General features: G+C 58.7%; 9 protein-coding genes and 1 tRNA gene. 4 read left to right on the top strand and 6 right to left on the bottom strand.

The window, feature by feature from the left end; translation table 11 throughout:
• The first annotated feature begins 113 nt into the window (after positions 1–113).
• Positions 114–203 (top strand) — tRNA-Ser (locus tag AC13C8_RS16315).
• Between the two features lie 390 nt (positions 204–593).
• The gene (locus tag AC13C8_RS16310) at positions 594–1,424 is read left to right on the top strand and encodes a protein NO VEIN domain-containing protein (RefSeq protein WP_482848354.1); all 831 of its coding nucleotides are present in this window, start codon (positions 594–596) and stop codon (positions 1,422–1,424) included.
• 3 nt (positions 1,425–1,427) lie between these two features.
• Here the strand turns inward: AC13C8_RS16310 and AC13C8_RS16305 are convergent, their stop codons facing one another.
• Positions 1,428–1,709: a hypothetical protein gene (locus AC13C8_RS16305; RefSeq protein WP_482848352.1), complete on the bottom strand. Its 282-nt coding sequence runs from the start codon at positions 1,707–1,709 to the stop codon at positions 1,428–1,430.
• Positions 1,710–1,871: 162 nt separating this feature from the next.
• Between AC13C8_RS16305 and AC13C8_RS16300 the strand changes: the two genes are divergently transcribed.
• Positions 1,872–4,385, top strand: coding sequence for a cation:proton antiporter (locus AC13C8_RS16300; RefSeq protein WP_482848351.1), 2,514 nt, complete (start codon positions 1,872–1,874; stop codon positions 4,383–4,385).
• Positions 4,386–4,477: 92 nt separating this feature from the next.
• Here the strand turns inward: AC13C8_RS16300 and AC13C8_RS16295 are convergent, their stop codons facing one another.
• From AC13C8_RS16295 to AC13C8_RS16275, 5 genes are all read right to left on the bottom strand, one after another.
• Positions 4,478–5,980, bottom strand: coding sequence for an AMP-binding protein (locus AC13C8_RS16295; protein ID WP_482848349.1), 1,503 nt, complete (start codon positions 5,978–5,980; stop codon positions 4,478–4,480).
• A 198-nt stretch (positions 5,981–6,178) separates the two neighbouring features.
• The gene (locus AC13C8_RS16290; RefSeq protein WP_482848347.1) at positions 6,179–6,814 is read right to left on the bottom strand and encodes a TetR/AcrR family transcriptional regulator; all 636 of its coding nucleotides are present in this window, start codon (positions 6,812–6,814) and stop codon (positions 6,179–6,181) included.
• Positions 6,815–6,833: 19 nt separating this feature from the next.
• On the bottom strand, positions 6,834–8,567 hold the full coding sequence (locus AC13C8_RS16285; protein WP_482848345.1) for an aldehyde dehydrogenase family protein: 1,734 nt from the start codon (positions 8,565–8,567) through the stop codon (positions 6,834–6,836).
• 1 nt (position 8,568) lies between these two features.
• Positions 8,569–10,194, bottom strand: a complete 1,626-nt coding sequence (locus AC13C8_RS16280) for a long-chain fatty acid--CoA ligase (protein ID WP_482848343.1) — start codon at positions 10,192–10,194, stop codon at positions 8,569–8,571.
• Positions 10,195–10,205: 11 nt separating this feature from the next.
• Positions 10,206–11,852 carry a GMC family oxidoreductase gene (locus AC13C8_RS16275; protein WP_482848342.1) on the bottom strand — a complete coding sequence of 549 codons (1,647 nt, stop codon included), beginning with the start codon at positions 11,850–11,852 and terminating at the stop codon, positions 10,206–10,208.
• Positions 11,853–12,751: 899 nt separating this feature from the next.
• Here AC13C8_RS16275 and AC13C8_RS16270 point away from each other — a divergent pair.
• Positions 12,752–12,949, top strand: coding sequence for a hypothetical protein (locus tag AC13C8_RS16270; RefSeq protein WP_091429599.1), 198 nt, complete (start codon positions 12,752–12,754; stop codon positions 12,947–12,949).
• The last annotated feature ends 47 nt before the right edge of the window (positions 12,950–12,996 follow it).

The following is a 12,996-nucleotide window of genomic DNA, read 5'->3' as shown; positions in this document are numbered from 1 at the left end:
GCTGAGGCCTGTAATCGGGATTCCGAAGGGCGAAATTGGCCACGCCATAATCCTTTCGGAAAATCACAATGACGGCTTGAACCCGCTTGGCTTTTTGCTGTAGCAACGCCCTCGGAGCGGTGGCCGAGTGGTCGAAGGCGCACGCCTGGAAAGTGTGTAGGCGGGGAACCGTCTCGAGGGTTCGAATCCCTTCCGCTCCGCCATTATCCCCATTGCGAACCAGTGACACCGCCCTGACGGGCACGGATTTTTCCGTGTTATCAAAGGGGTTTGCAGGAACCGACCGAACCTCATAGACGCGCTGCCAGGCCAAGGCTGGGCTCAGAATGGCCCTCAGTCTCAGTTTGGGCGAACCTAGCCCGTTCCGGTTCGGTCTTGTTTTCTCGTTACCTTTCAATGCTCTGCCGCCGAAAACCGCCAAAACCCAATCGCGCGTTTCGAACGATATGGATGGCAACATAGACGGAACACGCGGTAGGCGCGTTGCTCGGGAAGCCAGCGTAAATTGGCGGATTGCTAGGGTAGGTTTGCATCCCATTCCCCCAACCGAAACCGCTGATGACAAATGATTTTCCCGCGTCTAGCCTGGCCGCATGCCGAACGGTCCTTGGACAGACGCAGAGAATGACCTGATCGTCGCGGATTACTTCGCGATGCTGGCTGCGGACTTCGCTGGCCGGTCCTACAACAAGGCCGCTCACAATCGCGATCTTCAGGCCCAGATCGACCGCAACCGAAGTTCGATTGAGTTCAAGCACCAAAACATCAGCGCGGTTCTCCGGGCCCTCGGCGAGGACTGGATCCCCGGCTACAAGCCCGCGCAAAACTACCAAGGGACACTGGAAGAGGCGGTGGCGCGTTGGCTGGACCTCAACCCCGGCTGGCTGTCCCGCATTCCGGACCGGCCCGCGATGGGCCTCCGTGAGGCAGCTCAGCTTTGGATTGGGCCGCCCCCGACGCTCAGCAACCAGCCGCCCCCTCCTGAGCTTGAGCAAACCATCGCCACCGCCCGCAAATTCGATGTGGCGGAGCGTGATGAGCGCAACCGCGCGCTTGGCCGGGCCGGAGAAGAACGCGCGCTGGCGCATGAGAAAGCGGTGCTCGCTGGCTCCGGGCGCTCTGATCTTGCGTCAAAGGTGCGATGGGTCTCGGAGGAGGATGGCGATGGCGCGGGGTATGATATCGCCAGTTATGCGCCGGATGGTCGGCCCCGTCTGATCGAAGTGAAGACGACCAACGGCTGGGAACGCACACCCTTCCATATTTCGCGCAACGAGCTGGCTGTTGCCGACGAACGGCGGGCGGACTGGTGCCTCATGCGGCTCTATCACTTTGCACGCGAGCCGAAGGCGTTCGAACTGCGCCCGCCGCTGGACGCCCACGTGTCGCTGACCGCCACGAGTTTTCAGGCCAGCTTTCACTGACCCTCAGTCAAACACGCGCTCCGGCTGCTCGACCCATGGCAGCTCCGCCACGCCGCAAAGGTCGAAGATCGACAGCACCGTGGGCTCGCGCCGCAGGACCAACCGTTCCAGCACTGATGGCGAGAGCCATGCCAGCCGGATTACGCGGCTGACATAGTGGTCGGAGATGCCTTCCTCTCTGGCGAGATCGGCGATGGTGGTAACGTCGCCACGCTCAAGCCTGTGCCGCCAGTGCCACGCGCGCCCGATGGCGCGCAGCAGGCGGGCGTCCTGGCCGCGATCCATGGCAACTTCGATTTCCTTGGGCGGCAGGATGCGAGGGCGGCCCCGTGATGATGATGGGCGACGGCGTGAACGACGCGCCCTCAAGCAACTGACATTGATGCTTCCCGAAGATTTTGTGTCAGAATCGTTCCTGCGGTGTGAATAATCAGATATTTACATCCTATGGATATTGTTATCGTCACGACCGTTATCGCGTCGCTTTTTCTTGTCATAGGAGTAGCAGAGCCACTGGCCGCGCGCCTGCGCCTGCCTTACAGCGCAATTCTTGCAATCCTCGGCATTCTCATCGGGTCGTTTGCAATTTTCTTCCTTCGCACGGAACTGACGGATGCACTTAATCCTGTGGCGGAAGCGATAACAGGGCTGCCGATCAGGTCGAATGTCTTTCTTTATGTGTTCCTGCCAACGCTTCTGTTCCAAGCCACACTGGGCATGAACTTTCGCCGGATGCTTGACGATTGGGTGCCCATCATGGTTCTTGCGGTCGTCGCGGTGGTCGTTGCAACGCTCAGTGTCGGGTATGCACTGTCGTGGACCAGCGCCTTGCCTCTGGCCGCATGCCTTCTGATCGGAGCCATCGTATCAACGACGGATCCTTCGGCAGTGGTCTCGATCTTTCGCTCGATCTCTGCCCCCCGACGCCTTTCCCGGATCATCGAAGGCGAAAGTCTTCTGAACGATGCCGCAGCCATCGCACTTTTCGGACTGTTTTCGGGGTTCGTGATGCTGGGTGTGCCTGACCCCAAACTTGGCGATGCGCTTGCCCAGTTTCCCGTCCTGATCGTGGGGGGGGCGTTGACTGGTTGGCTGGCGGCACGCATTGCGATCTGGATCATGGCGCTGTTCAGCTCACATGAACTTGCACTGATTTCCGTGTCCGTTGCCCTGCCTTACCTCGCCTACATTGTCGCAGAGCAAAGCATTGGTGCTTCGGGCGTGATTGCGGTCGTGGCGGCAGGATTGACCCTGAACCTGACCGGACCCGGCCGTTTGCCGCCGCAGGCGTGGAAGAATCTGCGCGAGGTCTGGGATCTTCTGGCGCATTGGGCGGGTGCGCTGATCTTTATTTTGGCGGCACTTCTGATCCCCCGATTGCTTGAAGATGTCCGGATCAGCGATTTTGTCCTGATCGGCGTCGTGATTGTTGCTGCGGTCGCGGCGCGAGCCGTGATCCTTTTCGGTCTGCTGCCGTTGCTGACGCTTTTGCGTGTCTCACCGTCGGTCGAGCGGCCGTATCGGACGGCCATCCTTTGGGGCGGTCTGCGCGGTGCCGTAACGCTGGCGCTGGCGCTGGCCGTAACCGAAAGCTTGCGGGTGCCGGTCGAAGTGAAGCGCCTGGTCGGTATCCTCGCCACCGGGTTCACACTTTTCACGCTGCTCGTTCAGGGCACGACGCTCCGCTCGGTTGTGCGTTGGCTTGGTCTTGATCGACTGTCCGCGATCGACGAGGCGATTTCCCGGCAGGTCGTTGCCGTGGCCCTTCAAACCGTCCGCGAGGATGTGGCACGCACGACTGAAGATTATTCCTTGACGCATGATGTCGTTCGATCAGAAGCGAAGGCTTTCGGTGATCGTCTGGATCAGGCCGTCAAAACAGCTGAAGACAGTGATGATATCCTTGATCGGGACCGGATCACGCTGGGGCTGATCGCGCTTGCCGGTTTCGAGCGTGATACGATCCTTGCCCGCGTCCGAGAGCGCACAATCTCTGCCCGAATGGCAGAACAGACCCTGTTGGATGCCGACCGGTTGATTGAAGGGGCGCGCTCGGGCGGGCGCAGCGGCTATCAACGGGCGGCGCGGCGCGCTGTCGGCTATGGTCGGACGCTGCGTGTTGCGGTTATGCTTCACAACAAGATCGGCTTGTCAGCGCCTCTTGTTCGGATGACGGCAGACCGCTTCGAACGGCTGCTGTCACAGCGATTGATTTTACGCGATCTCGATCTGTTCATTGACGGTCGTATTCGCCGTATCCATGGCAGGCGAGTCGCAGACCTTCTGAATGAATTACTGACCCGGAGGATCGAACTGGTGGAGGCGGCAATGGATGGGCTGCGTTTGCAATACCCGGGATACGCAGAGGAGTTGGAGCGCCGCTTCATTCGGCGCACATCGTTGCGGTTTGAAGAACGGGAGTATTCTGCCATGCGCGAAGACGGTCTGATCGGCGCAGAGGTTTACACCAGCTTGATGCAAGACCTGACCATGCGGCGCGATGCCGCCGAAGGTCGCCCGCCGCTGGATATCGCGTTGAAACGGTTCGAACTCATCCGGCAATTTCCATTGTTTGCCGATCTTGACGACAAGGCCGTCAAGCGGCTGGGGCGGGCGTTGAAGACCCAATATTTCAACCCGGACAGTGTAATCTTGCACAAGGACGGCACAGTCAAAAGCGTGTTCTTCATTGCCTCGGGCGCGGTGGAATTGGAAAGCGCAGGCCAAAAGTGGCGCTTGGGCCGAGGCGAAATGTTCGGGCAGGTTGCCATTCTGACAAAAAACACCCGCCGCGCAGAAGTGCGTGCCATTGCGCCATCCTCGCTTTTGGTTCTTGATGTCGCCCGGTTCCGGTCGCTGCTCAAGAAAAGCGTCGCCTTGCAAAAAGCGGTCCGCGCCAGCGCAGAGCAACGCGGCATTGATCCTGATATACTTCTGATGGAGCACACGAAGGGAGCCTGACCACGGGCAGCCCAAATGGGACCGAGGGCAAGAAAGCGCAACCGGTCTACAAGTCGAACAGCGGCGATCCCCGGACGTGAGAGAATAGTTCGCTAGGTGCCATAGGTGTCGCGCAGGATGTTTTTTTGGACCTTACCCATCGTGTTTCGTGGCAGCGCGTCTGGCATGACATATTGGCGGGGGTGTTTGAAGCCGGCCAGCAAAGGCTCGATTTTTTCCGCGATGTCTTTGCCGGTCAGGGTGACGCCTTGTTCGGGGATGACCGCTGCGATGATGCTTTCGCCGAAGTCTGGATGCGAAACACCGAACACCGCGCTTTCAAGCACACCATCAACCTCGTTGATCACATCCTCGATTTCTTTTGGGTAGATGTTGTAACCACCCGAGATAATCAGATCTTTCTGGCGGCCAACGATGCTGATCCGCCCATCCTCGGATTTCACCCCAAGGTCGCCGGTGATGAAGAACCCCGTTTCGCGCAGCTCTTCACGGGTTTTCTCCGGCATGTTCCAATAGCCCTGAAACACGTTGTCACCACGCACTTCGATCATGCCGATCTCGCCTGCAGGCAGGGCGCGGCCCGTTTCGGGGTCGGTGATTTCGACCTCTGTGCCAAGCAGCGGGTAGCCGACGGTTCCTGCGATACGATCGCCGTCATAGGGGTTAGAGGTAATCATGTTGGTTTCGGTCATGCCATAGCGTTCCAGAATGCGGTGGTCCGTGCGATCAAGGAACGCGGTGTGGGTTTCGGCCAACAACGGCGCCGATCCCGACACAAAAAGACGCATATTTGCGCAAAGGTCTGTGGTCGTGCGCGGGTCGCCCAACAGACGCGTATAGAATGTGGGCACGCCCATCAGCATTGTGGATTTTGGCAGCTCCTCCACGATGGCATCCTGGTTGAATGTTTCCATCAAGCGAACCTGCGCGCCGGCAAGCAGGCAGGTGTTCAACGCAACAAAAAGGCCGTGCGTGTGAAAGATCGGCAGCGCATGGATCAGGCGGTCTTGGTGGGTGATTTCCCATAGATCGGTAAGGGCCTGGGCGTTGGAAAGCAGATTCTTGTGCGACAGCATCGCGCCTTTCGACCGCCCAGTCGTGCCGGAGGTATAAAGCAAGGCTGCAAGGTCTTCAGGCCCCCGCGGTCGGGTGTCGAAATGTTCGGGTGCTTTGTTCGCGGCGGTCGAAAGCGTGCCCGTGCCCGCCGTGTCGAGCGTCAATATCGTCGCATTCACCTCTGCTCCGAGGTCTGACATCACGGTGCGGTCATTGTGGTCGCAGACAATCACGCGGGGGGACGCGTCCTTGATGAAGTAGCCGAGTTCGGATTGCGTATAGGCCGTGTTGAGCGGCAAATAGACGGCCCCGATTTGCACAACCGCACCATAAAGCGCGACCGTGTCGGGGGTTTTGGGGGCTTGAACCACGATCCGGTCGCCAGTCGTGACGCCGGCGTTTTGCAACATATGTGCCAACTGGGCCACGCGCCGCACGAAACCCGCGTAAGTGATTGTGCTGCCATCATCGCAGTCCATGAAGGGCTGTTCGTTGCCCGCATGTGGGGCGATCAGGGCGTCATAGAGAATGTTGGTCACTGCGTGGGTTCCTTAATCGTCGGATCAGTTTTTGCGGCTGCCGATGCTTGAACGCCACGCGACGCGCTCACCGTCGACATCAGCGCAAAGCTTTCGTGGTTTGTCGATCCAAAAAACTGGTGTTGTGCACCATTCAAGGATTTGGCCTGGTTCTGACGAGTTCGACATTTGTTTCGTCTATGCCTGAATTCATGACCATCACCCCTTAGATGCCGGCGCATCAACAACAAGCGCAAAAGCGTTCGAAATCTGCTTCTCGAATTTACTGGGTGCAGATTTTTCGCCAGCAAGGAATTTCTGAAGGTGAAAGCGGAATGTGGCATCCAGCATCAGGTAGATAGGCGTGGGGTCGACATGCGGCAGTCCCAACCGGTCGGTGAATTTCGCCACGAGATCAATCAGCCCGGCTTCGATTTCCTCGGCGACGTCGCGAAAGGCAGGATCGAACATGGCTTGAGTGCGAATGTCATACCAGAGGCGGTGCGTTTCCGCGTCGCGACGGATCGAAAGAGAAAGGCCTTTGATGAACCGTTCGACGATTTGATCAGCGTCGATATCGTCTGACAGAATGGACTGCATCTCGTCAATAAACCCCGCCTTGTATCGTCGGACGCAATAGGTGATCAGATCGACCTTGTCTTCGAAATAGTAGTGCAGAGTGCCGACGGCCACGCCAGACATTTCGGCGATATCGCGCAGGCCAGTGCGGGCATAGCCGAGTTGTTTGAGCGCAGCAATCGCATGATCAGCCAACTCGTCCTTCTTGCGGGCGCGCTTGTTGGACTTGGCGTCAGCCTTGTCCACGAGGCGAGAGATTTTTTCAAGTCTGGTCATATCGCGTTTGTCTCCGACTTCATCCCATCAATGCATTGACGAAAATGCGTGGCAACTTCAACCAAGCCGGGTTGTGCTGGAATCGGGTCAGCAACTTGCCGACGATATGCTGGCGACGGTTCGTCACGAACCAGGGGGGACGCGGTAGCAACGAGGTCTTGCCCGACATCAGATTGCGGGGGAACGGCCGCCACGGGGCTTGCACCACGACACGCTGTGGCCGATCAAACATGAACGTGTTGTGGGCAAATCCAACACCGCTGCCGACATCCTTAAGCGTGTGGCCCGGAAACGCCCCCCACGGGCAGGCGGTGCTGAGAAAGGCCAATCCTGTCCAGGCATTGATCGCAATCGCGCCATAACGAAGCTCGGCGATGATTTCCTCGAACCGGTTTTGGCCGATCTGGCGGATCGTGTCTGGATGGATCAGGATGTTCGCTCCAAGCGTGCCGTGAAGCGTCTCGTTGGCATATCGGACCGCATCGATCAAATAGGCCTCGGGGTCGGTGCCACTGATTTCGTGCGTCGACAGGGCAGGGGCGAAAACCTCGGTTCGGGTGAACCAGTTTTCGCCGTCACCGACAGGGGCCACGATGCAGGCCGGGGCGGTTCCGCGGTCGAACCGCTCGGCGTCAGGGGCATGGCTGGCGAAGTTCTCCATCCGGTCGGCAGCGCCCGGGTAGTAGGCCTGTCGCGGATCGACCTTCTTCATCACGTCGCGTAGATTTGCCATCAGCGTGTCTTTCAGCGACCAGTCGCCGGGCAGGATCAGCATCTGGCAAGCAACGCAGTTGAAACCGGAGTTGTGCAGCTTCTGGGTGGCGAGATGTTCGGCCTGAAAACTCAGATCCGCCGAGGACCAATTGCCGGGCACGACGATGGTCGGGCAGACCGCACCCAATTCTGACGTGATCGGCTTGGTCAGTTTTGGTGTGCCCGCCGCCTTGTTTTTCACACCTTCCTTGCCTGGCCCCCAGACGATGGCGTCATGCGATGCCGCGGCCCCGGTGATGTGGATCTCGTCCACCTGGGCGTGAGTGCAAAGATAGCCGCCGACTTCGGCCCCGCCTTTGACGATCCGCAGGGCATCGCGGTCGATCAGTGGTTTGAGCGCGGCCTGAAGATAGGGCGTCAGGTAGTCGTTCACGGGGTTCATCTTGAGGATGACAACCTTGTGTTCGGAAAACGCCTTCTGAAACACGTCGAGCGGGGCAATCGAGGCGATGTTGCCTGCACCCAGCACCAACGCCACGCCACCTTTGCGCGACTCCACAGGTCCATCATAGGCAGAGGCGGTGTTGGCGGCGAGCGTGTCCTCGGTCACGTCCGGCTCCATCCAGACATCGGCGGTGACGCCCGACAACAGCAGGTGGTCCCAGGTTGAATGGGGCAGCACACGCACGGCAAGCTGTCCGTTGGCGGTGCGGCGTTTCTTCAAAGGGCCAAGGAAGCTCTTGCCTTCCATACCCGCCAGGGTCTGTATCAACTCGTTGCATGCCGACATGAGGGCATAAGGCCCAGAAAGCCATTCTTCTCCGGCCAGAGGCGAACCGGGTGGGATCAGCTTGTGCCGGGCGGCGGATTCAGCCCAGCCTTCGGCCACGACCGACAGGCAGTTCTTGATGTCATCCAGCACGGCAATGCGGTCGGCATTCGATGTGCGTGCCCAACTCTCTTTCGCGGCAACCAAGGTATCAAGGTCTCGGTCAAGTGCAGAATGGTCCGGGGCGATGTCGGCTTCGATCTGGTTCATCTCAGACCTCCTTGATCAGCACGTCGCAATAGCTCTCGCGCAATTTGTTCTTGAGCACTTTACCTGTCGCTCCGAGCGGCAATTCGTCGACGAAAATCACGCGGTCGGGGATTTGCCAATTGGCGACCTTGCCCTCATAGGACGCGAGAATTTCCGCTTCGGTCGGATTTTGACCTGGCGCGGCTACGATCAATACCACGGGACGCTCGTCCCATTTCGGGTGTCGCGCCGCAATGGCGGCGGCATGGATGACCTTGGGGTGGGCAATGGCGATGTTTTCAAGCTCCACAGTCGAGATCCATTCGCCACCCGATTTGATGATGTCTTTGGACCGGTCGCGGATGGTCATGTAGCCGTCGCCATCCAACGTCGCCACGTCGCCAGTGTCAAACCAGCCGTCCTTGGTCAGGGCAGGGCGGTCCTGACCGAAGTAGCTTTCCACGATCCAATGGCCGCGGATCTGCAACTCTCCCTGTGTCTGGCCGTCGCGGGGCAGTTCATTGCCCGTTTCGTCCACGATCCGCAGGTCCACGCCCCAAGGCGGACGCCCCTGACTTTCGCGCAGCTTGGCCTGTTCGGCCACACTCAATGCGTCGTGTTTCTGAAGAAGCTGGTTCAGCGTGCCCAGCGGCGAGGTCTCTGTCATGCCCCAGGCGTGGATCAGTTCGACGTTATGGGAATCGCGGAACTCGCGGATCATCGACGGTGGCAAGGCTGACCCGCCAACCACGGTGCGCTTCATCGAGGCAGGCTTGATGCCGGTGGATTTCAATCCCGCCAGCAACCCCATCCAGATCGTCGGCACACCCAGCGACAACGTGACCTTCTCGGCGTCGATCAGCCGGGCCAGACTTTCGCCATCAAGGTTTGGCCCAGGCATCACCAGCTTGGCCCCGACCGCGGCCGCGATATAGGGGACACCCCAGGCATTGACGTGGAACATCGGAACGACCGGCATCACCACATCGCGGGCGGCCACGTTCAACCCATCGGGTTGGTTGCCACCGATCGAATGCAGAACAAGCGCGCGGTGCGAATACTGAACGCCCTTGGGGTTGCCCGTTGTGCCGGAAGTGTAGCACAGCGCAGCCGGAGCGTTCTCGTCAAGGTCGGGCCACTCGGTTGCGGGGACGCCAGTCTTCACCAGATCGTCATAGAACAGAAGCCCTTCGACCATGCCCGCCGCCTCGTCGTCACGCGGCCCCATCAGGATGTAATGTTTCACTGACTTGAGATGCGCGCCGAGTTTAGCGGCGATCGGCAGAAATGTTCGGTCGAGGAAAAGCACCTCGTCCTTTGCATCGTTGAGGATAAAGATCATCTGCTCGGGCGTCAGGCGCGGGTTGATCGTGTGTGTTATGCGACCGCCGCTGCCGATCCCGAAGTAAAGTTCAAGATGCCGCCGATTGTTCCACGCGATGGTGGCACAGCACGCGCCGGGTGCCACCCCCAGATTGTCCAACGCCGATTTGATCCGCCGGGCATTGGCCGCAATCTCACCCCACGAGGATCGAGCGACCGTCCCGTCCGTCTCGACCGAAACGACTTCGGTTGCGGCGTGATATTTTTCGGCATGGCCGATCAGTGATCCGGTGGTCAGGGACTGCCACATCATGGTTCCGTGCATCGTATTCTCCCTTATTCCGCCGCCATCGCGCCTGAAGCGACACCGCGGATCATGTCTGCGGCCCGCTCTGCGATCATGATTGTCGGGGCGTTGGTGTTTCCGCGGACCAGCGTCGGCATGACCGAGGCATCGACGACGCGCAGTCCCTCCATCCCGTGCACCCTCAATTCGGGATCGACCACCGCCATCCCGTCCACCCCCATCTTGCAGGTGCCGATCGGGTGATAGATTGTGTCGGCGCGGGCGCGGATATGGTTTTCCCATTCCTTGTCGCTCATGCCGTCTTTCACGCCGAACAACTCTTTTTGGCGGAAGGGCTTCATGGCAGGGGCTTGCAGGATCTCGCGCGTCATCTTCGCGCCTTTGATTGTCGTCTCCAGGTCTCGCGGATCCGACAGGAACTGTGGGTCGATCCCCGGTGCCTTCATCGGATCACTGCTGGTTAGGAACACTTCGCCTCTGCTGTGCGGTCTTAACGCACAAATATGGCAGGAAAACCCGTAACCCAAGTGCAGCTTGCGCGCGTGATCGTCGACGATCGAGATCACAAAATGCAACTGAATGTCCGGATGGTCGAGCGCCGGGTCGGTCTTCAGAAAACCGGCGCCTTCTGCAAAAGGCGTGGCAATCATCGAATTGCCGTCCTTGCGCCATTTCAGAATGTGCTTGGTCAGGCCGATGGTTCCTGCAAGGCCGATGCCAAAATTGTCTGTGTCTTTCGACTTGTAGGCCAGAATGAAATCCAGATGGTCCTGAAGGTTCTTGCCTACCCCCGGCAGGTCATGCACGACTTCGATCCCGTGGCGTTGAATCTCTTCTGCCGCTCCGATTCCTGACAATTGCAAAAGCTGGGGCGAGTTGAAGGCACCCCCGCAGAGGATAACTTCGCGGCTGGCCGTGACACGCGCGTCCTTGCGGCCCTTGCGATAGACGACGCCTGTGGCGCGCTTGTCCTCGGTCAGAATCTTCGTCGCATGCGCGCCGGTGATGATCGTCAGGTTCTTGCGGGTCTTCTGAATGGGACGAAGATACGCCGCCGACGCAGAGCATCGTTCGCCATTGCGTGCCGCATCGTGGAATTGCGTGACCTGAAAAAGGCCGACGCCTTCGTTGTCGCCAGTGTTGAAATCCGCAGTCTCGCGGTGTTGGCATTCTGTCGCGGCCCGCACGAAGGCACGCGAGATCGGGCGGGGCGCTTTCTGGTCCGATACATGCAGCGGCCCGGCGTCACCGTGAAACTCGCTGGCACCGGCTTCATTGTTTTCGGCCCGCAGGAAATAGGGCAGGCAGTCATCCCAGGACCAACCTTCGCAGCCCATGTCAGCCCAACCGTCATAGTCAACTCTGTGACCGCGGACATATAGCATGGCGTTGATCGCACTTGACCCGCCCAGCCCCTTGCCACGGGGCTGATAGCCTCGTCGCCCGTTCAGGCCGGGTTGCGGCACCGTGTTGAAAGCCCAGTTCGAAATCTTGCCGTGGCCCGGCAACATAGCGACCACACCGGCAGGTGCCCGGATCAAGATGTGATCGCCATTCCCCCCGGCTTCCAGCAAACAGACGGACATCGCAGGGTCCTCGGACAGACGCGCGGCCAGGGTCGAGCCCGCGGAACCACCGCCTACGATTACATAATCGAATGACGTTCTTGATTGCATAACTTCCTCCCAACGTGGTGTCTCCCCACACCGCTAGATAAGTTGAACATATAACTTGAACAATTGTCCAGAAAAATGGACCAGATAGCCGATCGGGTCAGATTAACGATTATTGACAAGGGGTTACGGATAGGGCGACGCCGGTAAGCACGGTTGCATACATTCGAATCAACGCGCGGCAGTGATGCAAGATCCCGGGATTCCTTCGTTCGAAGGCGGCGCGTCTTTCGCCTCCTGGACAGGCGCGACGGGGAGGCAAGCGTTGCTGTGGAAGACTCAACATCAGCGATGCACGGTCTATGGAATCAGCCAAGTGAGTGGTGTTGACCGGTCCGAATATGATAGCCGTTGGCTTTTGCGTGCTCACACATCGCATCCAAACTGATGATGTCAAAATAGCTCCAGATCTTGTTGATTGGCGGGACGCCATCGCAAGAATGCACGCAGGCGTCCTTAGCAATACCGCGCTATATACCTGGTCACTTTATACTGGTGACTTTCCACAAGGAAATCCGGCTGTGAAACCGACCCGACCAACGCGCCAGCTACAGACCGCTTGTTATGTGGTCAAAGCTACCGCAGTGCATCTTTGCGAATGTCGTCTGTCTGAGCCAGTTCCATAGTCAGCCTAATCTCGTGCAGTACGGCTATCAGACGAGTGGTATCAAACCGCGACAGGTCCATGTCGGCCATTAACCCTCATTGGACACTGGTCACATAATTCTTGATTGGATGATCTCGGGTCGGTCGAAACGCGGGATTGAACGACCACTCAATCCAGCGCGTGATCGGCGGAAATATGATCCTTTTCGTCCGTTTTCAATTCAAAGTTGACAGATTGCCGTGCGGACGAGCAGGCTGAGCCTATTCAAAGAGCTTATTGTGCGAAGTGGAATGTCATGTACACGCTTATCGCAAATTACGGACTGGCACGCGCGTTTCGTGCGGAATTTGTGCCGTTTCTGATTGCGCTCGTTGTCGCGCAACTTTTCTTCAAATGGGGCAGTTTTGGTTTGGAGCTTCTGGGATTTATCGTCCTGTGGGCTGTTTTGGGCTTCGTCTCTGATCGCGTCATGCCGGCACCCGGCAAGGACTGACGCGACACACCTATCGATGTCAACGCACATCACGCTTGTTGGATCAT

The sequence above is a fragment of the Aliiroseovarius sp. B-4 genome (assembly GCF_056857795.1).
The sequence above is the reverse complement of the archived record's forward strand: the minus strand, read 5'-3'. Positions and strand labels throughout refer to the sequence as shown.